The sequence below is a fragment of the Paenibacillus sp. FSL k6-2145 genome (assembly GCF_037976585.1).
Classification (GTDB): domain Bacteria; phylum Bacillota; class Bacilli; order Paenibacillales; family Paenibacillaceae; genus Paenibacillus.
In genome coordinates this window covers 3,658,479-3,684,532 of record NZ_CP150267.1, presented here as the reverse complement: position 1 = coordinate 3,684,532, position 26,054 = coordinate 3,658,479, and the positions used below count along the sequence as shown (strand labels likewise).

17 protein-coding genes are annotated in these 26,054 nt (G+C 46.2%); 10 read left to right on the top strand and 7 right to left on the bottom strand.

The window, feature by feature from the left end; genetic code table 11:
• Positions 1-22: 22 nt before the first annotated feature.
• Genes NZ043_RS16140 through NZ043_RS16130 form a run of 3 tightly spaced genes read left to right on the top strand, consistent with a single transcriptional unit; the run spans position 23 to position 3,262 of the window.
• A complete protein-coding gene (locus tag NZ043_RS16140) occupies positions 23-232 on the top strand; it encodes a helix-turn-helix transcriptional regulator (RefSeq protein WP_289391517.1) in 210 nt (69 codons plus the stop codon).
• A 1-nt stretch (position 233) separates the two neighbouring features.
• Positions 234-1,004 carry a DUF3169 family protein gene (locus tag NZ043_RS16135; RefSeq protein ID WP_249911511.1) on the top strand — a complete coding sequence of 257 codons (771 nt, stop codon included), beginning with the start codon at positions 234-236 and terminating at the stop codon, positions 1,002-1,004.
• Between the two features lie 50 nt (positions 1,005-1,054).
• A complete protein-coding gene (locus tag NZ043_RS16130) occupies positions 1,055-3,262 on the top strand; it encodes a serine hydrolase (RefSeq protein ID WP_339308871.1) in 2,208 nt (735 codons plus the stop codon).
• Positions 3,263-3,414: 152 nt separating this feature from the next.
• On the opposite strand, the gene NZ043_RS16125 is transcribed toward NZ043_RS16130, so the two are convergent.
• Entirely contained in the window at positions 3,415-4,464 is a 1,050-nt protein-coding gene (locus NZ043_RS16125) for a hypothetical protein (RefSeq protein ID WP_249911513.1), read from the bottom strand.
• Positions 4,464-6,299: an HSP90 family protein gene (locus tag NZ043_RS16120; RefSeq protein ID WP_091033685.1), complete on the bottom strand. Its 1,836-nt coding sequence runs from the start codon at positions 6,297-6,299 to the stop codon at positions 4,464-4,466. The genes NZ043_RS16125 and NZ043_RS16120 overlap by 1 nt, the downstream gene beginning before the upstream one ends.
• Positions 6,300-6,743: 444 nt before the next feature.
• Here NZ043_RS16120 and NZ043_RS16115 point away from each other — a divergent pair, with 444 nt between their 5' ends.
• The 3 genes from NZ043_RS16115 (at position 6,744) to NZ043_RS16105 (ending at position 9,358) form a co-directional block, all read left to right on the top strand.
• Positions 6,744-7,649, top strand: coding sequence for an ABC transporter ATP-binding protein (locus NZ043_RS16115; RefSeq protein ID WP_339308870.1), 906 nt, complete (start codon positions 6,744-6,746; stop codon positions 7,647-7,649).
• Positions 7,642-8,475 carry an ABC transporter permease subunit gene (locus tag NZ043_RS16110; RefSeq protein WP_133386759.1) on the top strand — a complete coding sequence of 278 codons (834 nt, stop codon included), beginning with the start codon at positions 7,642-7,644 and terminating at the stop codon, positions 8,473-8,475. Before NZ043_RS16115 ends, NZ043_RS16110 begins: the two co-directional genes overlap by 8 nt.
• Before the next feature lie 88 nt (positions 8,476-8,563).
• Positions 8,564-9,358, top strand: a complete 795-nt coding sequence (locus NZ043_RS16105; RefSeq protein ID WP_339308869.1) for a MurR/RpiR family transcriptional regulator — start codon at positions 8,564-8,566, stop codon at positions 9,356-9,358.
• Between the two features lie 3 nt (positions 9,359-9,361).
• Here NZ043_RS16105 and NZ043_RS16100 read toward each other — a convergent pair whose 3' ends face one another.
• Together NZ043_RS16100 and NZ043_RS16095 are read right to left on the bottom strand one after the other, a co-directional pair.
• Entirely contained in the window at positions 9,362-10,348 is a 987-nt protein-coding gene (locus NZ043_RS16100; protein WP_339312773.1) for a Gfo/Idh/MocA family oxidoreductase, read from the bottom strand.
• Positions 10,348-11,394: a Gfo/Idh/MocA family oxidoreductase gene (locus tag NZ043_RS16095; RefSeq protein WP_339308868.1), complete on the bottom strand. Its 1,047-nt coding sequence runs from the start codon at positions 11,392-11,394 to the stop codon at positions 10,348-10,350. The genes NZ043_RS16100 and NZ043_RS16095 overlap by 1 nt, the downstream gene beginning before the upstream one ends.
• Positions 11,395-11,637: 243 nt before the next feature.
• Here NZ043_RS16095 and NZ043_RS16090 point away from each other — a divergent pair, with 243 nt between their 5' ends.
• The gene (locus NZ043_RS16090) at positions 11,638-12,924 is read left to right on the top strand and encodes a DUF5050 domain-containing protein (protein WP_133386756.1); all 1,287 of its coding nucleotides are present in this window, start codon (positions 11,638-11,640) and stop codon (positions 12,922-12,924) included.
• Between the two features lie 186 nt (positions 12,925-13,110).
• Entirely contained in the window at positions 13,111-14,742 is a 1,632-nt protein-coding gene (locus NZ043_RS16085; RefSeq protein WP_165980366.1) for a helix-turn-helix domain-containing protein, read from the top strand.
• A 128-nt stretch (positions 14,743-14,870) separates the two neighbouring features.
• On the opposite strand, the gene NZ043_RS16080 is transcribed toward NZ043_RS16085, so the two are convergent.
• Positions 14,871-15,446, bottom strand: coding sequence for a GbsR/MarR family transcriptional regulator (locus NZ043_RS16080; protein WP_133386754.1), 576 nt, complete (start codon positions 15,444-15,446; stop codon positions 14,871-14,873).
• A 501-nt stretch (positions 15,447-15,947) separates the two neighbouring features.
• On the opposite strand from NZ043_RS16080, the gene NZ043_RS16075 reads away from it, so the two are divergent.
• Positions 15,948-17,177: a glycine betaine/L-proline ABC transporter ATP-binding protein gene (locus NZ043_RS16075; protein WP_076331983.1), complete on the top strand. Its 1,230-nt coding sequence runs from the start codon at positions 15,948-15,950 to the stop codon at positions 17,175-17,177.
• A complete protein-coding gene (locus NZ043_RS16070) occupies positions 17,143-19,731 on the top strand; it encodes a glycine betaine ABC transporter substrate-binding protein (protein WP_339308867.1) in 2,589 nt (862 codons plus the stop codon). Before NZ043_RS16075 ends, NZ043_RS16070 begins: the two co-directional genes overlap by 35 nt.
• Before the next feature lie 255 nt (positions 19,732-19,986).
• Here NZ043_RS16070 and NZ043_RS16065 read toward each other — a convergent pair whose 3' ends face one another.
• Entirely contained in the window at positions 19,987-20,199 is a 213-nt protein-coding gene (locus tag NZ043_RS16065; RefSeq protein ID WP_047842001.1) for an immunity 17 family protein, read from the bottom strand.
• Between the two features lie 294 nt (positions 20,200-20,493).
• A complete protein-coding gene (locus tag NZ043_RS16060) occupies positions 20,494-25,692 on the bottom strand; it encodes an S-layer homology domain-containing protein (protein ID WP_339308865.1) in 5,199 nt (1,732 codons plus the stop codon).
• Between the last annotated feature and the right edge of the window lie 362 nt (positions 25,693-26,054).

Sequence of the window (26,054 nt, the reverse complement as noted above, 5' to 3'; positions counted from 1 at the left end):
TTAGGTTCATGGAGGTGAGCAAGTGGAAGAATTACACAATCACGTTCGGGAGTTACGAGCCAGAGACCGGCTATCCCAAGCGGAACTGGCCAAACTCATTGGTGCATCCCGTCAAACCATTGCCCTGATTGAGCGTGGAGATTACTCTCCGTCGGTCGTTCTGGCACTAAAAATAGCACATGTATTTGGTGAACCTGTCGAAAAAATCTTTGAACTGAAAGGTGGAGATTAAAATGAAAAATTCATCATCCTCGTCCATTAAAAAGCGGTTGCGTCTTCCCTTGTATGCAGCAGGTGGCGCTGTAGTTGGTTTTCTCGGAGCTAGCGGAGTCAGTAAAGTCCCTTCTGACTTGAACTGGACGCTGTCCGTGTACTATGACTATGATCTTTTATTCGCAATACTGGCGGCTCTTGTGGTAGTTATGACGGTGTGGAACATCTTCAGTCTCTCCCGCACGCCATCTGTCCCTCCCATGGAAGATGATGCATATGGAGACTCCGATTCACTCATCTCTCCCGCAGAGCGCTCCCTCGGAAAAGCGATGATCCTCAGCGGATTCAGTGTTATTCTTACGTTTACCTGGGCAGCACTTGCCTTGTCCTTGTATGCATCCAACCGAACCATGCCGAATTCTCCAGAACTGTTTAACCTCTTGAATCTTGTTGCTTCGTGCATCTCTATTATCATCGTTGTGGTCGTGCAAACTCTGACTGTGAAGCGATACAACCTTTATTTCCCTGATCGTGCGCTGGATTTGAACTCGCGCAATATGAAAAAAGATCACTTCGAGAAATTAGATGAAGGTGAGAAATGGATCGTGTATCGCGCAGCCTATCGTTCTTTTCAGATGATGAATGTACTTCTTGGTGTTGGAATGGTCTCTATGGTTCTATATTCGATACTCTTTACCTTTGCTCCATTCCCGATTGTAGTGCTCTCTGTAATCTGGATTGCCAACATCGGAATCTATTATCGTGAAACCTATCGGGCGAGTAATCAGTAATACATGGGTAGGTAACTATTTTGTAAATATTTTCATAAAGGAGTGTTTGCATGCATTTATCCAAACGAAAGACCCGTTTCAGGTTCACCTCCCTAACAGGCGCTTTTATGGCTGTGGTTCTGTCTCTCAGTCTGTGGGTACCCGCAGTTCAGGCGGAGACCGCGACTCCAGTAGTTGCTGAACAGGGAAAGACGAAAGCGCTGACAACTGAATCGGCTACAGCATTTCTGGATTCTTTCTTCGATTCACCTGAGGCAAAGCCCCATTATGTGGGAGCCTCCGTGGTTGTTGTGAAAGATGGCAAAGTACTGGCGGAAAAAGGATATGGCTTCTCCGATGTGGAGAGTAAAACAGCGATCGATCCGAAAAATACGGCCTTCCGTATAGCCTCTGTCTCCAAAACGTTCACGTCAGCAGCTGTTATGCAGCTGGTCGAGCAAGGCAAGGTTGATCTGCAAGCTGATTTTCAGACCTATGTGAAAGGGCTCGAATTCGATAATCCTTTTGACAAACCTGTAACTGTGGAGAACCTGCTCACCCATACGACCGGATTCGAGATCCGTGATCCGCAGCAGGAAGACATCCATACTGATTTTGACAAGTACATAGCGATGGAGGATTACGCACAGCAACATATGCCTCCTGTCGTTCGGGAGCCTGGTAGCGCCTACATGTACGATAACTTCTCGTTTTTGCTACTTGGCATGATTGTTGAAAATGTAAGCGGCGAGCCTTTTGAATCCTACATGCAACAACATATCTTCAAACCGCTAGGAATGGGTAACAGCAGTTTCATGCTGGACAAAAAGTTCCAAAAGCAGCTAGCTACAGGCTATGATGCGGCACACAATCCGCTTGATCTGTACACCATCTCTCCAACACCAATGCCTCAAGGTGGCATGTTGTCTACCGCTGAGGACATCGGGAAGTTCATGATTGCGTTCCTGAATGATGGTGTGAAGGACAATAAGCGAATTTTCAAGGAATCCACGGTGAAAAGCATGGAACAGTACCGTTCATCCATTCATCCACTGTTACCAAACACCACGTATGGATTCGAAGCTGCATTTCAGCTTCCCGGAGCAGGAAGTAATCCAAGTATCATTACAAAAGGAGGCGACCTGACCGGATTCAGCTCTTATCTCTTCCTTATTCCCGAGCAAAATACAGGCGTTTTCCTGACGTATAATCAAAATGGAGCACTTCGTAATCTGTTCTACCCGGCATTCATTCAAAGTTTCTTCCCGCAATATGCAGAGCCTGTACAGTTCAAGGAATACACGCCGCAATCTGCAGCTGAGCTGCAACGCTTCACCGGATTGTACGCGGATCTACGAATTAGCACGATCGTCAGCTCTTTAAAAAATGCTGGTACAGAGCCTGGACAACTGAGCATTTCGGACGTTTTTCTCGGTCAACGCAACCTGATTCAAGTGGAAGATAATCTCTTCAAAGATGAATTGACCGGTCAATTCACAGCATTCAAAGAATATACAGATGGCACCACATACATGAAGGAACCTTACCTCAACCCTATGGGTTATGAGAAAAAAGGACAAAAGCCTATGGGCTTCCGGGATGTTCGTGAGAACAGTCCTTATGCTGAAGCAATCTATGCCATACAATCTCTTGGATATTATGAGAATGATGCTAACAAGTCTTTCCAACCGAAATCAGCTGTGACACGAGCTGAATTTATTGAGAACACGCTTAAACTGAGTGGATTGAAGCCCAGCAAAACAACACCTCCTGCAGGCACCGACTGGGCAGACCATGAAGCAGCCGGATATATTCAACTTGGATATGAAATGGGTATGATTACTGGCAAGGACGAACAGCAGTTTAAGCCGGATCAAGTAATTATCCGACAGGAAGCCATGGTCATGATGTGGAGAATTCTGCAACTGCAATATCCTAGTGAACTGTTCACGGATGTCAAACTTGCGGGACACACGGACCCATGGGCTGTACCAGCCGTTCAGATGATGGCGAAGCTTGGTATCCATGGACCTGAGGTAAAAGTGCTGGAAGATGGATCCATTGATTTACTTTCCCGCAAACCTCTGATTCGTCAGGAAGAGGCTGCGATTATGTATGCGCTGCTTACCCAACCAACAGATCAAATCGTCGCTGAACTGATGGCTGCTCAGCAGCCGCAAGCAGAACCTGCTGAAGAAGCCGAAGCTGCAGAGGAGACATCTGAAACTGCACCGATTCCATCACCAGCGCCGGTCCCTTCTGCGACTTCAGCACAATAAAAATAAAATATCTTCATACCGTTTAGATTTATCATGCTTATGAGGCAAGAAAAAACAGGCTTGTTCAGAAGGGTAAGATCCTTCTCGAACAAGCTTGTTTCGTTACTTTTCATAACTTATTATAGCGATCTGTTATTGAGTTATATCCGTCTCTATTCGATCAACGAAGATACATGGTGGTTCCCGTTGCGCTGATCAAACTTGGCTGCAGCGGTCTGAGCATGCTCCGCAAAGTAATCGGCCAGCTTGAGCAGGTCGCCTGGATCGCCTTCATACGGGAAGGATGCTGGCAGACGCAATCGGTATTCTGGAGATTCTTCCGCCCAGCGGCGAAGCAACGATGCTGCTCTGGCATAAAACAACATTTTGGCGTAAGGATCTTCATGATCAGCAGCGAACACCAGTGTTTCCTCCAGCACATCAATGCCTTTTGCAGGGTTCGTACGTGTGAGATAATCCATCTGTTCCGCAAAACTCTGCACAAAATCGTTCTGGCCTTTGATCAGGCGATATCCCTTGGTCTGATGTTTATCTGCTTCCGCAGTCCGTCCCAACCGATATAACGGCATCAAAATTTCAGACAAAGTCAGATGTGGAATCTCCGCACAGCTCATACGCCCTTTCAGGATAGGCTGTGCCGCCTCCAACACCTTCTCATCGTCTCCTTTTAACAGGAAATATCGCATAATCTCATCCTGCTCACAGGCTTCGCAGTCACTCATAAAGTCACGATCCATCGTTCTGAATCGATCATAACTGCGTCCCGCTTCCTCCAGCTCCCCAAAATCCATAAAGATCCGGAATCGATAATACCAGTAGGAGCGTTCGCTGTAACCGTACGACTTGAAACGCCGTCCGAAATCCTCCAACAACTCCATGATCTTCTCACGTGATATTTCCGGGAAGTCGGGCATCTTGCCCAATATCCATTTGTACGACCACATTAATGTTTCTTCATCATATTCTTCGGGCTGTTGGTCGAACTTGCCCAGCTGCCAGGAAAAAGCTATCAAAGCTTTCATCGGATATCCACAGAAGGTGGCTACATCCACAATCTCTGAGCGTGCTTCGTACGCTTCCATAACCATACCATTGACATCGGCCACCCGCGCTGCTTCCTCCAGCATACCAAGCTTCGCCGGACCATTGGGTAAGCCATAGGCCTCGTCCATCAATTCTTCAAAATCCATCTCTGTCTTCATCACGCATCCCCCTTACGATCTGTATTTGCACGCAAACCCCAATCTATAAAACGAACAATGCCCTGATTTAACACTTCAAGCTCCTGTTTGCTCATGGCATAATGCCCCATCATCAGTGCATTGACGTATAACATTTCGATGGCAATCGGCGTCATCTGATCATCCGGTGATGTCAGTACCCGCTGAATGATCGGATTACTCACGTTCAGATACAAGGTTGAGTACCCTGCTGAACTCATGCCAGAAGACAATGAACCCAGAACAGACGAGAACAATTCCGTGCTCTCCTCGCTTGCTTTTTCAAGTGCGCGAAGTGTTGAAGATTCTTGAGACAGCGTGAACAACACCGGCAGATCCGCTGGCTTGAAACCTTTCACCTCAGCCCGACAACGGAAGCGCTGTAAGGCAGAATCTGCGAGTCGCAATGCATCATAATATTGATTGCGTTCAGCGGGAGGTACATCGGTGAAACTCATCGAGACCTGGTCCGGTTGTAGACGCTCCGTCTGTACATTGTGTACAGCCATCGGCAATGTCGTCATCAACTCGCTGTCATAGATGTACCCACCGTTAATCACCAGCATCGATTGTGCGGATGCCACATGATGGATCTGACGGTACTCATCCACAGAAGACGTGAAATACAACGTCTCTCCTTCATCGATTAGTTCACCCAGCTCCCGGTGGCCCCTTGTGCTCTCAAATGGCAGCCAGCGATGAATCATGGCGTAGAATGCCTGATCCTGCACAGCCAGTGCCTTCATGGACAGAGCATGCAGGCGAATCAGCTTCTGCAGCCGTTCCGTCTGGCTCTCAGCCATGTCGGCCAGTCCCTGGCGAAGTGCGTCTCCAAGTTCGGAGCGAACTTCCTCCAGCTTTTCATTTTCATAAAAATGTTCCCGTGATGCCGTCGGTTGAAGCTCATCTGTCCAGATCAGGCATTTCACAAAAAACGCCCACTCAGGCAAAATGTTCTCTGCCTTCTCCGAAATCAGCATTCTCTTCAGGTAAACCCGGTGAGAACGCTTGGCATTCAGATTAACCGCGTGTGGCAGTACAAAAGCAATACCCCCGGTACGGCCTGAAGCCGTTGTCAACGGAATGAAGTCCTGGAACTGCTCGCCAAGCAGACGTTCACCAAATGCCAATACCTCTGATCTGCGTGAACGTGCGAGTGCAGGGTCCATCAGCCAGATCGGTGTCTCGCTATTCACTACATGTTGGGCGCCGTCATGATCCAGCGTGACTGGATACGGCAATAACGCTCCGTAATAGAACAGAGCTTCTTTCACATACTCTGGTTCAAAATAGTGCGCCGCGTCCGGTATGCAACGCAGATATACTTTGGTCCCCGGGGACAGCTGTGTGTCCAACTGTCGAATCGTATAGGTGCCATCCGGCTTGCCCCGCCACTCCATCGAAGGGCCGCCCTTCGCGGATTGCGTCAGCATGACGATTTCGTGACTCACCATGAAACAGGATAACAACCCAATCCCGAAACGCCCGATAAACGAAGTCTCTCCATCCAGCAGCGCTTGCTGCCCCCTCTTCGAGGATTGTCCAATCATCGCCAGGAATTCATGGATATCAGCTTCAGTCAAGCCGATGCCGTTGTCCTCCACCATCATGGTCAATTGTTCACCTGTTCCTGTCAGTTCCACACGAACTTTGCCCTGATACCCTGGCTCCGCCTCCGTTCGTGCAGTAATCGCATCCGTCGCATTCTGCATCAGTTCTCGCAAGAACACTTTCGGACTGCTATATAGATGGTTGGATAAAATCTGGATCATCCCGCTCAGGTTCACTTGAAAACGATATTCATTGGATGCTGTCATGACTCACTCACCTTCCTCTAAGTCCAAACACAATATGTACCCATACGATGTAATCATATGGATGTGTTAGACGAATTCATTATGTAATCGTTAAAAACAGACGTTCCCGTGACAGGCACGCCTAAACATCACGTCAAGCCGCCCCTGGATAACCAAGACCGGCGTTAGATGAATATTACAGGCATTCATGAGACGTATGGCCTTATCTGTCATTACCACATTATGAATGGCAATGAAACGGATGTTCTACCCTAAAATAAGGATACATGTTACACGGCAGAGAAAAAACAAACCTGAGACCCGATTTCAGACAGACTTCAGGGTAAATATGCATCCTACATTCGGGACTATTGAAGGAGGAAAATATCTTTTTTGTCGTCCATTTGAACGATATCAGCCTACCACACGTATAATCTCCAAACTCAGATCGGACGGTGAATATACATGATCGAAGTACGCAACATATCCAAGCAATTCAAGGAGCATCAAGCACTGCATGATGTCAGTTTCACAGTTAAACAAGGCAGTGTCACCGGGTTGATTGGACCCAACGGTTCGGGCAAAACCACACTGATCCGTATCATGAATGGGGTCTTGGGCGCTTCCGGTGGACAGGTGACCATTAACGGATTGGACGCCGCTCGTGAGGCGGAGAAAGTACTGGCAATGTGTGGCACCCTTACCGAGCAAAGTGGATTATATGAAAATATGAGCGGGCGTGACAATCTGACTTTCTTCGCAGATATTTTTGGCCTGAAGCATGCCAAGAAACGAATCGACGAGCTTGTAACTCTGTTCGAGTTGCAGGATTATCAGCATCGAAAAGTCGGCACCTATAGCACAGGCATGAAGAAACGCTTGGGCCTTGCACGAGTACTCTTGCACCGTCCTTCCATTCTGTTTCTGGATGAGCCCACCAATGGCCTGGATCCGGATGGAATTCAGATGGTACTGCGCATTATCCGTCAGTTAAATAAGGAAGAAAAGATGACAATTCTGGTCTCATCCCATGTGCTGTCCCAGCTGTCAGCCGTCTGTGATCATTATATTTTCATGGAAAAGGGGTACATCGTGGAGGAAGGCACGGAACAGGAGATTGTTAGCCGGTACCTGTCCACTCCGAAGATCGAAGTAGAAGCAGACATGCCCAATGGATGGCACACGGCAACCAACTTCACGCCTGAAATAATCTCCGCACATCAAGCAGTATTTCAGCTTACATCGCGTGAAGACATTCCATTACTCCTAAGGCAATTAACGGAGCATGGTCAAGTCTATCAGGCCCGCATCACGGGCAGTGATCTGGAAAGTATCTATTTTGCCATAAGGGAGGCACACCACCATGAATAACCGCCAAGCCATACGTGCACTGGTACGTAAAGATATCCGGTCCGTCACAGCCAGCGTTCAGCTCTGGTTGCCCATGTTGATCGTCCCACTGATTATCGGAATCATTATGCCCTCTGCCCTCCTGTGGGCGGCCTCCAGAATGGAACTTCGTTCTCTGGGCAACATCAGCTTTCTACTCGAATCATTGGATGCGTTAACCCATGGTGGACAGATTCCTCAGCTTGCTTCCATGCCTACAGATAATCATCGTATTGTCTATTACTTGGCCATGTATATGTTCGCTCCCTTGTTTCTCATCATTCCGGTGATGGCCTCCAGTATTCTGACGGCCAATAGTTTCGCTGGTGAGAAGGAACGCAAGACGCTGGAAGGATTGTTGTTCACACCGATCAGTATCAACACTCTTTTTAAAGGCAAAGTGCTAGCTGCCCTGATCCCTTCCCTTCTATTATCCTGGGTTACTTTCCTGATCTACGGAATCATTGCCAATATTCTGATGTACCCCATGTTTGGAACGTTGATGTTTCCCAATCTGAACTGGATAATACTTGTCATCTGGGTTGTTCCCGCTTGTAGTCTTATGGTCATTTTATTGAACGTTCTGATCTCGGCCAAGGTCCGTGGGTTCCAGGAAGCCTATCAGCTCGGCGGATTAATTGTCCTTCCCCTCATCGCCTTAGTCGCTGGTCAAGCCAGTGGCATGCTGCTCATTGGTCCTTGGATGTTACTCATGATTGGAGCAGTGCTCCTGCTCATAAGTTTGGTTCTTCTTCGTCTGGTCACGGCGTGGAATAGTCGTCAGCAACTGGCGGAAAGTCAGATCTGAGTTGTACAGATTGAGAAATAAATATACGCGGGTTATGATGTGGAGATATATGCTATGGGATGATTCTAGAGAGGAATGGAACAACTGCATGGAATCCAAACTACTTCAAAAATTAAAATATGCTTCACAATTAACGGCACAAGAGAAACATATTGTGGACTATATCCTGAACAATCCCGAAGTTGTATTTGATTCTACAGCCCATGAACTGGCTCAGCAGACCTATACAAGCTCATCCACCATTGTTCGTCTATGCAAAAAGCTGGGTACCAAGGGGTACCCAGACTTTCAGCTCAAGCTTGCTCTTGAATATCAACAGATGCCTTCCGCGATGCAGACGCAGGATTCTCCGTTCGCTGAACAAGGCAACGTGCTGGCTGCCATCGACTCGGTTCCTTACCTGTACCAGCAGGCGCTGGAGGATACCCGCCGGATGTTAAACGCTCCTGTTTTGCTACGAATCGCTAGCTGGGTCAAAGAATCCGTACGCATTGATATCTATGGCAGTGATATGAATTATTATCTGGCTCAACAGGCTTGTGCCAAGTGGAATGAACTCGGCATATCTGCGATTGCTCACAACAGTCCGAATATGCATTATTTGAACACGATGAATCCCAATAGCCTGACGCTGTCTTTTGTTATATCGCACACAGGTGAGAACCAATCCATGATTGAAACCGCCAAAGTGCTCAATAGCAAACAGATGAAAGTCATCGCAGTCACGGGCAACAACCATTCAACCCTGTCCAGACATTGTGATGAAACGCTGCTGGCTTATGGATACAATGAACAATTAAGGCTATCCAAAATGTCTTCGATGGTCTCGGTACTCTACATTTTCGACATGTTATACATGGGGAGCATTAGCGATACGTTTTAACGATTAAAGCTGGTCCGCTGCAAATACAATCCCGGCATTCTTGCGCGCACTCATGAGTACACTCATCACAGACTGGCTGTGTTCGAGTAGTTCGTAACACCGTTTGTAATCCCCATTTGCATGGATGTCCCTGAACGCTTCCCACTCATAGTACAGCCAATTGGATTTGGTCTGCTCATTATACCCCTCAGCAGGCTCATTCCCGATTTGAAGCTTGATCTCCCGGCAACCGTTTGCTCCTCCCACAACCTGAAGATAACCTTTCTCGCCCTGAATGAGCACAAAGTTCATGCTGTTTGTGTCTTTGGCACCTACACATTCCGCAATAAACTCCGGATATTGGAGAACCACTACACCTGACGTATCAATGCCGTTTGCATGCTGATTCGCGGTATACGATACGGTATTTGGACTCCCAAACAGATTCATGACCAGATGAAGATTATAAATATTGATATCCATCAGCGCTCCGCCAGAGAATTGTGGATTAAATACGTTCGGCGTTTCCCCTGCAAGCAGATCATTGTATTTGCGCGAGTATTGACTGTAGTTACACTGGATGAGTTTGATCGGACCAAGCTTTGGTAGCTGCTCCTGTATGACTTTAATATTGGGCAGATGAATGTTGGAGATAGCTTCAAACAGCAACAGATTCTTTTCTTTTGCAAGTGCAATCAGCGTTTCTGCTTCCTGAAGCGTGGACGTGAACGGTTTTTCGCAGACGACATGTTTGCCATGTTGAAGTGCCTGATAGGCCTGTTCGTAGTGCATGCTGTTTGGTGAAGCAATATATACGAGATCTACATTTGTATCTGAAAATAGGGATTCCAGGTCCGTATAGATGGTATCGACCCCATACTTACCCGCAAGCTCCTGTGCTGTCTCTCTCTTCCGGGAGTACATCGCTGTACACGTAACATCATCCAGTTCATTGATCGCAGATAAAATGGCATCCACAATGGACCCTGTACCAATCGTTGCTATATTCATCATATCGTTTCGCTCCTGTCGTTGGTTGTTTGTCGGTTTGCTCTCTTCGCTGCTTCGATTCCGTCATGTAAAATATCCAATACATATAAAACCTCTTCATCCTTGACCGGTTTATCACCGTTATGTCGAATGGCTTGAAGCAGTTGATCATATAAAATGCCATAGTCCGTCGCTTCCGAAGGAACTTTCTCCGTATGTGATGTTCCCTCATCGTCCACATAACTAATCGTACCCCAGTTATCCTCCGGTTCAGCTTGAATGGATACCCGGGTTCGTCCATCTCCATTTTTCGTTTGATGCCCACTGCTATATTTAACAAAGCTCCCTCGATCCCCGTGGACAATGAATTTTGGATGCTCGATCTTCACAAGCAGACTGCACTTAATCGTGGCCTTCATTCTTCCATATCGAAAATCAATATCGATGTAATCATCGGATTCACCCGGCGCGATCAAACTCCGAACATCATAATCAATTCGGTCAGCTACGCCATAGATGGAGATTAACTGATCGATGGTATGCACGGCCAAGCCATGCAACAATCCAAATCCACTTCTCGTATACTGTGGGTGAAAATAATCATAGTGGGACTGGATTTCAACAATATTCCCCAGTTTGCCGCTCTCAATCACTTTTTTTAATGTCAGAAAGTCACCATCAAATCTGCGATTTTGATTTGCCATGGCATTGAGATTTTTACGGCTCGCTAGTTCAAAGACAGCTTTGGCTTCCGCAGAAGTGGAGGCAAAAGGTTTCTCGACCAGCACATGTTTCCCATGTTCCAACGCCTGCTTGGCGTATTCTACATGGCTATCCACATGGGTAGCAACAACAATCAACTCAATCTCATCATCCTGCAATATTTCTTCAAAATTGGTTGAAAAAGCAATCTCGGGATAAAGTAATTCACGCTCTGTATCGCCAACCCGATCTTCCTCGCGACGGTATATCGTCTTCACCTTGATATTTTCCTTTTTGTCCAGATAAGGCAAATGATAATTCACCACCGCATTCCCAAATCCGATGATCGCCACATTCATGAACATGATCGCTCACTCCTCTGCTCTGGTTGAGTGTAATGTTATCACGATCAAGTCAGGCGGAGAAGGCTTTGGGACGGGATTGGCAGCATCATGCGCAATTTGATTTCAGGTTTGAATGACTATGAAATTGAATTTCATCCTCTTCTTTTTTTCATGTTTGAGATCTAACATATCTTCCATAGTTTACCGATATAACATAAGGAATTAACGACATACATATAGAAGAACGAAGGGGACGATGAACAAATGAAAACAGGGTATACATACTTACAGCGCACCATCTGTACATTGCTGTTATTTACACTCATTGCAGCAGTGACATTGGGAGGTGGAACCGCAGCCCAGGCAGCTTCACTCAGCCAATCCACAGTGTATTATGAGTCAGATGGCGTCCTGTACAAAGTATCCGCTGATGGCAGCAATACAACAGAAGTATTAATTGATTTCCAAGGGGTGGACTTGCACGCGGCAGGCTCTTATCTCTACTACACGCAGACTGCTTCTTCCACAACATTGCTTCGGGTTCCAAATGACGGGTCCAGCGATGCGGCAGAGACATTTGCTACAGATGTACTCAGCTATTATACGGATAACGGATTCATCTATTATCTGGATGCTACAGGTACCATTTATCGCGCGAATGGCAATAGTAATGCTTCAGCTGTCACCAAAATTGCTGACAAGGCTGATACCGACTTCCCATTCCTCCTGGTAACCAAAGGGCGTGCCTACTATAATGCGTTGGTTAATGGAAACACGTGGATCGTGTCCAAAACGTCCAACGGTTCTGGAGCTGTGCAGCGGATTGCCGCAGGCGCAGTGGAAGGACGTTATTTTACGAACCAAGCCAAAAACGAACTGCAACTGATGGTAAATACAGACCCGTACGAGGATTTCTATTCCACCAATGCTGTTGTCATGTATAAGGTTAATTACAACACTGGTAAAGCGACCGCTGTTAATCCCAAAGCCAAACTGGATGTGAATGCTGTATATTCCGGTGGTTGGGGAAACAATCTTTACGTGTATAACAAAGGAATCGATCTCGACAGCAACAAAGATTACAATTATGGCAAAGGCAAAGCGTTTGCGTTAACAACTTCAGCCAAAACACTTCAACTTCATAACAAAAGCGTTCGGGAAGTAAGTGCTTTAGGTACAGACAAGGTTGTCCTTATTGATGCAGACAAAAAGGCTTATGCCAAAACGGTCTCGGGCAACAAAGTGACCAAATCCGCCAACCTGAATTTGAACAATGTAACGTACGTTGCGAATCAATTGACCAACGGCACACCTACGGCTGCATACATCTCGGGCAACAACGGTCTCTATTCGGTCAATACAGCTCTCAAGGTAACGAAACTTACCGGGGACGAGTGGGATGCATTCCATATCAGAGATGATGTTGCGGGCCTCTTCTACATCAATGCCAAAGATCAATATCGCTTGTATCACGTGCAAACGGGTGGAACAGGGAAAAAAGTAATGAGTGACGTTTTTCTCGACAATATTCTATTGGTGACACCGTACTAACATATCCTGTTGATTCAAACATGTAGCCCATTCAACGGACTTGTCCATAATAAAAAGGATTACCTGGTAGCCATAACGGCTCTTGGTAGTCCTTTTTTGGTTGTGGAAAACTATTTTTCAAAAACATCTTCCATATGAGAATGATAATTGTTATCATTAAGAAAATAAGACAAAAGGATGGTCCGTATGACTGAACAGTTTCCCTTCATTGCTGAAATCTCATCTCTACCGCTCCTCTCCTCTATGTGCCGTGTGCGTCGTGGGGAGAATTTCCGTGTGCAAGGCAAGACGGTGTCACGGCCCATGCTCTGTCTTATTTTGCAAGGAGACGGTATTCTGGTCCTGAATGATACAGTCTATACGGCGCAAGCGGGCAGCTTGTTTGTACTGAAGCCAGGAACAACCATTGAGGCCGCTGCACGCTCGAATGTGACCGAATGTATATTGCTAAGCATGGATACGGTTTGTTTGCAGCAAGTGCGCGGTGAATGGAAAATGACCTCTTCACCCGCCTTCCCGCTGGATTGGCAGACAGGCAGGTTGCTGGTTCGTCATGAGCAGCAGGCTGTATCACGTTTGGAACAACTGTATGAAACCTATCGCGGTCTTCAACCGGATCACTTTATCAGCATACATAGCCAGCTGCATGAACTGTTGCAATTTCTCTCAGAGAACCGGCTGGAAGCCAATCATGAGAAAGTAGACCCTGCCTTGGAACGCAGTATTATGTATATGCGACGTTACATGAGTGAAGGAATCAGTATGGATCAGCTTGCCAAGATTGCTGGACTCACACCCAGCTCTTATTCACGCAGTTTCAAGAAGGCCAAAGGCATGTCACCGACCGATTACCTCAATCGTTTACGTATAGACGAAGCCAAAAAACAGCTGACAGAGGAATCCTGTGTCCTCAAAGACGTCGCGGTATCTGTCGGGTATGGCAATGAGTATTATTTTAGCCGCAAATTCAAACAAACCTTGGGGATTGCTCCCAGCGTATATATGAAAAGAGATCAACTTCGCGTAGCTACAGCATCCATTATGGGATTCCATGAGAACTTGGCCTCGCTTGGACTGCACCCGGTAGCTGTGCTGGAAGGTGAAGGTGTGTTTGACCGAGAATCGGATGAATATGAACAAGAACGCCGACTAACCAGACAATTAGATCAACTTCGGCAGGCGAAGCCAGACTTGATCATCGGTGACTTTTACCACAAGCCCTATTACGATCACCTGAAAAGTATTGCACCCACCATCATCTTGGAGTCCACTGATGACTGGAAAGAGAACCATATGCGCATCGCTGAACTGGTCGGACGTGAGAAACAAGCGTTGCTGAATTTCAAAGAACTTGAGTTTCGCAAGCTTGAAGCAAGCCTGAACCTGCAACCCTATTTCGGACAAAAACGGTTTGCTCTGATGGAGATTACGAGTCAGTTCATCCGCTTACAAGGGACTGGCGAGCATCCATTAAATCACTTGTTGTATGCTGAATTGGGACTCCAGCCTGCTCAGCTTGTATCTCCCGAAAGTTCCAGAAATGAGTATGTTGCGGATAGTATTCCCGTGCTGGACACGGATTACCTGTTGATCCATCGTGCTTCGCTTCAGCCTGCCAGTGAAAAGCTGTTCCGACGCATGAAACAAACGGCATCGTGGAATCGATCCCCTGCTGTATTGTATGGTCACGTTCACGATATCTCGAACTGGCAACGGTTATGCTGGGCCCCGGCTGGCCGGTTGCAGATTCTGAACGAACTGGAACAGATTGCTCAGCAATCTGTAGTCTTTCCTCAGGCAGGTCTGATCGGACATTAGACGGTGAACATAGGTCGATACGATGGGCAAGATTATCTTTTACATCGTGTTCCTTCATTATAATTCAGTAAGTTATTGCACAGGCCAAAGGGCCCTCTCCTATAACGGAAAGGGCCCTTTGCATGTAATTATGAATGTTCCTTAATCTCCTCCTTCGGAACCAGCTTGTATATCTCTTCATCTTCCATGGTATCAATCAAACGATCCAACCATTTGTAATATGCTTCCGCTTGCAAAACTTTGTGTTTGTCTTCCATCAGGATGTGGATAAGTTCAGCATCCGCCTCTTTATCCAGATCTTCGACTAATCGATTCAGTTCTTCAATTGATTTGCGTAGAACCTGAAGGTTACTCTCCACGGCTTTTCTCCACTTAATCGCAAAATAATCCGTAAACGTCTGATGCCAGTCATATTCCACTTCATATAGGTCTTTTCTGGAGCCCTTGCTCCACACTTTATTTACCATTTTCAAATCCAGCAGTGTTCGTACACCTGTACTCATACTCGTTTTGCTCATTTCCATTTCCCGTCCCATATCGTCAAGGGTCATTGGTTTGTCTGCAAAAAATAGCAATCCATATAAGTGTCCCGTAGACAGCGTAACCCCGTAAAGATCCATATTACGTCCAATGGCTTCAATGACGCGCTTACGAATCTTCAGCACGGTTGCCTGCTGTTCCTCTTGTAAATGGTCCAAGCCCATGCTTGCAACCTCCATTCTGAACATTCCACAGTCTTTGGCGAAATAATTGCAACACTTTAAAAGTCCTGCTTACATGGGAAAGCACTCGGCCGGACATCATATATGCCAGAGGGCTTTCATTCACCCAATGTATGAAAATGGGAACTTTACCAGGCTACAATTGCCTATGACTATCTTTTAACCAAAAAATTCAGCTTCAATTCAGCTCATTTTCTATTGTAGAAAAAGCAATATCAAATGTAAAGGAACCTTATTAGGCAGAATAAGGAGAATGACGGAGCATATGGGAGGAAAACTTTGTACAGTTTTTACTGTACAAACATTATGTACTGTTTATTCGGTTGCTATACAGGGTAAGTATTGTTAGAATACAAAACGTTACCCAGAAAGACGGGAAGCGAAGCAACAACTACCGGATTTCGTGGCTGGGCGCATAAGTGTATGGGCTTATGGATGCTGAAAGCCGTTCGAAGTGCACAACACATCAGAAGGGGTGAAAACATGACCATACTTGAAGTGAAAAACGTAAGTAAATTGTTTGGCCCCCAAACCGAGCAAGGTCTGCAATTACTGGAGCAAGGTTGGGGTAAAGAAAAGTTGGCCAAAGAAAAACAGATAACGGTTGGTGTCAACCGGGTCAACATGGACATTAAGGAAGGCGAGATTTTCGTTATTATGGGACTGTCCGGGAGTGGTAAATCCACACTGGTTCGGATGTTCAATCGTCTGATTGAACCAACATCCGGAGAAATTCTGGTCCATGGTAAGGATCTACGCAAGATGAACAAAGAACAATTGCGCGAAGTGCGCCGGAAAACGATCAGCATGGTCTTCCAGAAGTTTGCGTTGTTCCCGCACCGTACCGTTCTTGATAATGTGGAGTATGGATTGGAAATACAAAAAGTAGATAAGGAAGTACGCCGGGAGAAGGCAAAAACTTCACTGGAGCTGGTTGGCCTTAAAGGCTGGGAAGACAAAATGCCAGATGAACTCAGTGGTGGGATGCAGCAACGTGTCGGCTTGGCGCGTGCACTTGCCAATGACCCGGAAGTACTACTGATGGATGAAGCCTTCAGTGCACTTGATCCATTGATTCGCCGTGATATGCAAGATGAGTTGATCGAGCTTCAGGATAAGATGAAAAAGACCATTATTTTCATTACCCATGACTTGGACGAAGCGCTGCGCATCGGCGATCGTATTGCCCTCATGAAAGACGGCGCAGTTGTGCAGATCGGTACACCGGAAGAAATCATGATTCAACCGGCCAACTCATATGTGGCCCGCTTCGTCGAAGACGTGGATCTGTCCAAGGTCCTTACAGCATCTCACGTAATGCGTCGCCCTGAAACAATTACGCTTGATCGTGGTCCTCGTGTTGCCCTCGAATTAATGCGCGAACGTGGTATTTCCAACCTGTTTGTCATTGACCGATCGAAAAAACTGCTTGGTGTCATTACAGCTGAAGATGCAACCCGTGCAATGCGCGAAAACAAAGTATTGAACGACATTCTGATCACGGACGGGCCGACGGTTTCGCCTGAGACCCTGATTCATGAATTGTTTGAAATCGTAAGTTCTGCCCATGTGCCGCTCGCTGTTGTTGGTGAGAATGGCCGTCTGCAAGGTGTTATCGTCCGCGGTGCCCTGCTGGGTGCGCTTAGCGGTGAAGTTGCAGTAAAGGAGGAACTTGTGAATGATTCCCAAAATACCACTCGCATCGTGGATTGAATCCATCGTTGACTGGATGAGCTCCTCGCTCTCCGGATTGTTTAAAGTTATCTCTGTTGTTATTCAGGAAGTGGTCGGATTTTTCTCCGGGCTGTTCATGCTGCCACATCCACTCCTGTTCATTGCGATATTGGGTGTTCTTGCGTTCCTCGTAGGTCGACTCCCACTGACACTGTTTACGGTTATCGGGTTCTTGCTCGTAGATAACTTGGGATACTGGTCCCAATCCATGGACACACTCGGTCTGGTTATCACTTCAGGATTGGTTTCGATCCTGCTTGGTGTGCCTGTCGGAATCTGGCTCGCATACAGTAAAACTGCGGCGCGTATTGTCACACCGTTGCTTGACTTCATGCAGACAATGCCTGCATTTGTCTACTTGCTGCCTGCGGTTACATTCTTTAGCCTTGGTGTCGTTCCAGGTGTTATCGCATCCGTTATATTTGCGATTCCGCCAACGATTCGTCTGACTCACCTGGGTATCAGACAGGTATCTGGCGAATTGGTTGAAGCAGCTGATGCATTCGGCTCAACTTCCATGCAAAAGTTGTTCAAAGTACAACTTCCACTCGCTTTGCCTACCGTGATGTCCGGTATTAACCAGACCATCATGCTGTCACTATCCATGGTTGTTATTGCATCCATGATTGGTGCACAAGGTATTGGTGCGGAAGTCTATCGTGCCGTAACACAGCTGCAAATCGGTAAAGGTTTCGAAGCTGGTCTGGCCGTTGTTGTACTCGCGATTGTTCTGGACCGTTTTACACAAAATGTGTTTATGCCAGGTCGCAAAAAGACCTCACGCATTACAGCCAAGCAAAAAGCATGGATCACTGCTGCGGCAACATTCCTTGTGCTTGTAGCTGGTTTCTCACAATACTTCGTTGGTGGCACAACTTCCGCTGGTGGCAACAATTCAGCAGCCAATGCTGTAGGTCAAGAAGTGAACTATCAGATTATCGGTATCGATCCAGGGGCTGGTATTATGAAGTCCGCTGCAAAAGCGATCGAAGACTATAAACTGACTGACTGGACTCTGATTGAAGGCTCTGGTGCAGCCATGACTGCTACATTGGACAAAGCGATCAAAAATGAAGAACCAATCATTATTACAGGTTGGACTCCGCACTGGATGTTCAACAAATATGATCTGAAATATTTGGAAGACCCAGAGAAATCTTTCGGTGATGCTGAAGAAATTCATACCATCGCCCGTAAAGGTCTGAAAGAAGATCACCCTGTTGCGTTTGAATTCCTGTCCCGTTTCCAATGGACATCGGATGAAATGGGTGAAATGATGACTGCTATCCAGGATGGCACATCCGCAGAAGAAGCAGCTAAAGCTTATGCTGAGAAACATGCCGATCAGATTGCTGAGTGGACCAAAGGTCTGACTCCAGTGAACGGTGATGCATTCAAACTCAGCTATGTGGCTTGGGATTCCGAAATCGCAAGTACGAACTTGCTGAAATATGTGATGGAAAACGAATTGGGTTATAAAGTTAACGCTCTGCAAGTCGAAGCCGGACCCATGTGGACGGGTGTTGCCTCAGGCGACGTAGATGCCTCTCCAGCAGCTTGGCTGCCATTGACACACGCAGACTACTGGGAACGTTACAAAGACCAGGTGGACGATCTGGGTGCCAATATGACAGGTGTACGTACAGGCCTCGTGGTTCCTAAGTACATGACTGAAGTCAATTCGATTGCAGATCTGGAGACAGGTGCCGCTTCTTCCACTCCATCGGCAAGTGCTAATGTGGGCGAAGAGGTTAATCACCAAATCGTTGGTATTGATCCAGGTGCAGGTCTGATGAAGGCCACAGCAAACGCCATTAAGCATTATGATTTGTCTAACTGGAATCTGATTGAAGGTTCTGGAGCAGCAATGACTGCATCATTGGACAAAGCTTATAAAAATGAAGAACCCATCATCGTTACAGGTTGGACTCCGCACTGGATGTTCAATCAGTATGATCTGAAGTATTTGGATGATCCCGACTTAATTTTCGGCGATGCAGAGGAAGTTCACACGGTTGGACGTAAGGGAATCAAGGAAGATCATCCCGTTGCCTACGAGTTCTTCTCTCGTTTTAATTGGACTGCGGATCAGATGAGTGAAATCATGGTAGACATTCAAAAGGGCGTTTCGCCTGAAGAAGCTGCCAAGACTTATGCAGAAAAACATCCGGACCAAATTGAAGAATGGACCAAGGGGTTAACCCCGGTTAAAGGTGACAATTTACGTCTCGGTTATGTTGCATGGGACTCTGAAATTGCGAGTACCAACCTAATGAAGTACGTGCTTGAGACGGATCTGGGTTACACAGTCAAAGCACTGCAAGTCGAAGCTGGTCCAATGTGGGCAGGCTTGGCGGCAGGTGATATCGATGCTTCTCCAGCCGTATGGCTCCCGCTTACACATGGGGACTACTGGGAGACATATGGAGACAAGATTGAAGATATCGCTGTCAGCATGACAGGAGTTAAACAAGGTCTGGTTGTTCCAACGTATATGGATATCAACTCTGTTGAAGACTTAAAAGATAATTAAACCAGATTGAGATGGATAAACCTGAATTTGGTAAAAAGACCACCGAAATTTTTCGGTGGTCTTTTTGTTTTGGCTACGATTTTTTTCAGGCATGCTATTTGATTTGATATTCTATCTTGGTCATACTGCATACTGCTACTTTAAGTATTCACACGCTTTTTCCATTTGACTCTTCTCACATATCCTCTTACTTTGCCTTCGCTCATGAACATCGTATGTAGATGATACTTGGTGAGTTCGGTTATTTCCCAATAACTATCCGATCAGTAACAGTAGTACACCAATGACAATCATAACTACACCGAGAATACCATATACCACTCTTGCGCCCTGCCGTCCAATAGTCTTCACAAAAATTCCTGCTCTGAAACTCTTCATAAACCAGTCCCAATTGTTGATACCACCGAGCAAACTAAAAATTCCTGCCGCTATGGCAAATAGTGCGATTAAAACGGGTTGATCTTGCATTTCGTCAACACTCCTTCAATATAATCCTGTCTACTATACCTTCACTTGGTGAAAATTAACAGGCATTAATTGGGCGTATCTCAAAACTCGCTGAAGTGCATCTTTCACCGCCTTTTCGCCCCCTGCTGCGTCACTTTCCCTTGACGTGCCCCGGCACGCCTGCAGAAAACTTCCTTGCTTGGAACGAAAATTCGGCAAAATCTACTTCCTTCGGAGTTTCAGACACGCCCTAGTAAAAAAACAGCTTGCAGATGAAAGTCTGCAAGCTGTTCTACACCGTCTGTATCATGCGTTTTATTGCTTTTGCAACTCGCTTGCCGACAATAACAAGGTCACTACTTCAGCACGTGTGGCTTCAGCGAGGGGGTTAAACATATTTTTCCCTGTCCCCTTTACCAGTCCTGCATCATATGCAGCAGCGATATATGGAACAGCCCACGCCGGTACTTTATCTGCGTCCGCAAAACTCAGTGACGAATTGGACTGTACCGGAAGGCCGAGTGCTCTGACGAGCATAACCGTCATCTCTACCCGTGATACTTTCCCCGTTGAACGGAACGTATCATCCGTATAACCACTAATGATGCCTTGATCGACTGCCTGAGCAACAAAGGATTGTGCCCATGCAGGTATCCCAGCCGCATCCCTAAACGTCAATGCCTTGTTGCTGGCTGGAAGTTCAAATGCTCTTCCCAACATAACAATGAATTCAGCACGTGTGGCTGGTGCATTCGGACGGAAATTGCCATCCTGATATCCGTTCACAATTCCCCGGGAAATGGCCTGCTCAATGGCAGCCGCCGCCCAGTGATTTCCGATATCTTTCAGGTCCACAACAGGAGGGGTTGGATTCGTACCTCCTCCATTACCAGGAACGGTTGGCGTAGTTGGGTTCGTAGGATTGGTTGGTGTCGTCGGTGTTGTTGGAGTTACAGGCTTAGTAGGTGTTGTAGACCCTCCACCACTGTTACCACTGCCCGGATTACTTCCATTATTGCCGCCACCATTACCAGGATTGCTTCCATTATTGCCGCCACCATTACCAGGATTGCTTCCATTACCATCCCCGGGAAGTGGCGTGCCTTTCAGATCCGTACTGCGTCCTTCCGTCTTTTGATCGACTGTACCTACACGGTCCAGATGTTCATGGAAGATTTCATAATCGACCAGATTTAATTCGTAGAATCGATTATCATCTTTCGCCATTCTCATAGCACGATAGAAGTCTCCACCGTTAGCCATGAATGAATTGGTAGCGACGATATAATACCCGTTCGGATCGATATCCGAGTACGTACCATCTGCATTCTTAATCTGAACTTTGACCATACGTTGACCGACTTGGGTTACGGTGTTGGTCGTTGCATCAATTTTCTCGCCTGGTTTCGTGGAATCGTAATAGAAACGCATGCCTGCCACTTGCGGGAAGCGCCCTTCTCCCGTTTCCACACCACTAACGCCATTTTCCAGCGCGGCTGTGATTTCCTTGCCTGTCATTTTCAAAGCAGACAGATTATTACCGAATGGCATCACAGACAGGAGATTGCCCAGCGTAATATCCCCTGTCTGGAATGAAGCTCGAATGCCACCGCCGTTCTGGATCGCCACGTATCCTTTGACGTCATTTTCCTGCACAATGGATTTCACTTTCTCCAGCATACCGTCTGTCATCAGGTTTCCTAAATTGGTTTCCTGTTTCCGCACAGTGCCACGTTCTCCATCCAGGAAGACATTCGTTTTACCAATAACTTTTTTCTTGAATTGTTCCAGCTGAGGCGCATATTCTTTCAGCTTGTTTGCGGCTTCCATATCATCAGCATAGACGAATTGGCCGTTTGCATCTTTGGCATCCAGACTCAACAATTTGCCGTTCCACTTTTTCAATACGCCTGCTTCATCAAACGTAACATCCAGTTGACCAAGAGAAACGTCATATTCCCCAGTCTGCACAACCAAAGTTGGGTCCGCATGGGTATCCACCAAAACTGGTGCGTTCAGAATGGTGTGTGAATGACCACCTACCACAATGTCGATTCCTTCTACGGCTTCAGCCAATTTGAGATCCTCTGAGTAGCCCAGGTGAGTCAAAGCAATGATTTTATTGATGCCTTCATTTTGCAGCATCTCTACAGTTGCCTGTGCACTTGCTTTGTAATCCACAAACTTCAAGTCATCCCCTGGTGAGGAAAGAGATACCGTGTCCGGTGTCGTCAGTCCGAAAATACCGACTCGCTCACCATTCACCTCCGTAATAATCGCCGGATAGATTTCGGCTTTCTCACCCGGATTCCCGATGTGATTGTTGTACAAACCACTTAAATTCGCATCTTTTGAATAATCAATATTTCCACTCACAAACGGGAACTCTGCTTTTTCAATAAATGCTTTCAGTACGCTTGGACCTTTATCAAACTCATGATTACCAAAGGTCATGGCATCATATCCGATCATGTTCATGAATTCCAGATCAGCCAGACCGTTAAACAGATTGAAGTACAATGTACCCGAGAACACGTCCCCAGCATCCAGCACCAGGGTCTTATCATTGCGTGCTTCCTTAATTGCCGTTACTCGGCGAGGGATGTTATCCAGATGCGCATGCGTATCATTCGTATGCAGCACGCGAAGGTTGAAGTCCCCTTCTTGCACTGGATCTCCAATACTCAATTGTGCGAGTAGTGGATCATGATCGCTCACTCGTCCATCCGCTGTCTCAAAATCGGCATTTACATGTACGACTTCGATGGCTGCTGTCTTAGTCAGGTTTTTGCTCACCAGAATGTGATCCAGTGTCTGAGAGTTTCCATCATAGATGTAGGAATAGCGTTGGTTCTCTGGTAGTTCGTTTACCAGATTGTCCAGTTCATTACCTTCGACAATGTTCAATGTTTCTGAGAATTGGAAGTCATTGAAATCACCGAGAACGGCGACATTTACGTCAGGGTCTTTGTTCAGTAACTCTTTCACAAATCCATTCACCAATGCAGCTTGTTTCGCCCGTTGAACTTCACTGCTTCGAGTGGCAGGCTGTATATTTCCAAAAGGTTTCAGGTCTCCACCTTTGGAATTGAAGTGGTTGGCAATCACCACTACACGTTCACCATTGAATTCGAATTCAGCGGCAAGTGGTTTGCGGGAGCTGGCGAACGCCTCATCCCCTGGTGCAATACGACCCGGATTATTGGATAAGCTACCGTCTGCTTTGACTGTGATCGCTGTCGTAGCATTTCCTTTTCCGATACCAGTAGCCAACGATACACGGTTCGGTTGATAAAGGAATCCTACACGAATATTGGCACCAGGTGCCCCGCCATCCTTGTTATTTTCCGGAGAAATCTCACTATATCGATATGTCGGTCCGTTGTTCGCTTTGATTGCATCAATAAGAGTCTGAAAACTCTCATTGGCCGCTGTTGTGCCCGTGTCGGCATCGCCATCGTTATCCTGAACTTCCATAATACCAATGATGTCTGGCGTGTTCAGATTATCTACGATGATTTTGCCGATTTTAGTTGCTCGTGATGCATCCTTTTTGCTGAAATTCTCCACATTAAATGTGGCAATGGTCAGTTTATCTGCTGCTTTCTCAATGGAAGTAACCGCTTGTTTCGTTTCTCCCGGGATGACTGCTGGTAAATTCCCTTCAGGACTCACCTTGAAATTGCCGCTAGAGTAAGTCATTACTCCGATTACATTACCATCCAATTTGTCACCTGTTTTTACTGCTTTGGAAGGTTTCTTGCCGATAAACAGACGCTGTGGATTGAGATCACTCTCATTCATATCTTTCTTGTTATCAGTCAGAATAACACCACCATTAGGTGTGCGAAGTGGATTGTTCTCACCATTATCCACAACAACAGCCAGACCCGGTTGACTGGAGTAAGGACCTATAATTTCAGGCTTTTCCAGTTCAACACGCATGCCTTCCAGACTTTCATAGAAGTCTATAGCATCCGTCTCCGGATTAAATTCTGCAAAAGAGTCCGAGTCAATGACTGTGGGAATAATACGCCCATTGACACCCAACTTCACAGGAACAGGTAGATCAACTTTATCTAACACTTTTACAATGGTATTTGCCGTAATTTGCGTGGTGGTTAATTCGTTAACCGCCCCATACTCCGTAACTTTGCCGGATACCTTCACCTGGTTGCCAACGATAACCCCATGACTGGGTTTATATACCTGAATGGCTTCGGAGGTTCGAACATCATCGTCAATCTCACCTGGAAGCTCTTGCATGTAAAAACTGCTTGTACTGACGGAAGTAACAATACCTTCGATATCCTTAACATCGTATCCGTTAAAAACAGAGGTATGTCCTGCGCCCTGAATATCATGGATACGCAAGTTTTCTTTATCAGGAAGTACTTGATACGTAAAGGTGTACACTGCACTGGATTGTCCATTAAGAATGGCAACAGCCTTGATTACGATGTCTTGATCAATCACTAATGGGCCACTATACACGGCGGAAGAAGAAGTAGGCTCTGTATTATCCGTTGTGAAGTGTACAATCGCACCCTTGGCTGGAGAGGTTAATGTGACTTCATTGTTTCGGGGAATCCCGCCGGATGGAACACTTGCCATCACAGACATGCTATTTTCTACAACATCCGCTGCTGTTCGCGGAATCAGTTCCAAACCATAGTTTGTATGGAACGTGAGAACACCCTGCACATATTCGTAGGTTTTGCCGACAGTTAGCGCGGTAGGAGAGTTTTTGGCATAAATCGTCATCTCAGCACCATGACTATCCGTAGCGTAGAACGTCGAACTACTGCCCCGTGTTACCTGAATATCTCTTACTTCGACAAACATTCCCTCATACTTTTCGCCCGGACCTTTGTTACTTTGGTCTGCTGGTCTGACAAAGTCTGTGGACACCATATTTTTGGGTCCGGGGAGTGTTACATTTTGCTCAGTTACCTTCATGTATCCTTCGGTAAAACCTGACTTATCCTTCTCGATCTGGACGAGTCCACTGTAGTGGGTAATTGGGCCATACACTTCAATGCGATCCCCCACGTCAACTTGATTTTTCGCTCGGACTACAATGCCAGCTTCTTCGTCTTGAATATAATAATTCGTGAATTCTCCGGAGAGTTCACTGTACGTTACGACACCTGAAACGGCTACATTTGTATTTGGTGCAAGGACTCGCGCATCAGCAATGGATATGATTCCAGTCCCGTCTGCTTCCTGCACTTCTGAATTATCGGTCTCAGCTGGTTCCTCACTTTCAGTTCCATCAAAATCACCATCTTCGTTAGTTGGTGACTCTGTCCCCTCCAGGTCTGACGATTCTTCCGTTGAAACAACATCCGGTATAGAGGTCTCCTGTTCACTTGTTTGCGGCTGTTCCGTTACTACACTTTCCTCATCAGCATATGCGATACTACTTAATCTACCTATTGGTGCTGCACATGTAACGACAAGAACGAAAACCAGAAACCCTTGTGCCCAACGTTTCACTTGCTTGTTGTTCATTCGTCCTACCCCCATGTTTTCAACTTGGCAATCATTTGTTCAGCCAGTTTGTACATTAGTTCAAATATAAGATAACTGAATAACAGGTTGGTGTAAACAATATTTCTTCGATATGAAAGAAAATAGAACATATACATTACAGAAATAAATCATTTTCTATTATTCAAAGCTAATTAGGACTAATTACAGATCAAATTCATGTCTTTTTGATCTTTTAGAGTCATATCCATGTGCACATTAAACCATATACGTTAGATAAATTAACATCAAAAAATATAAATCGTTTCGTATTTCGACATTTATTTACAGTATCTTTCTATCCCTTCTCAAGAAAAATCAGACTTAAGTCTTATAGAATTTCA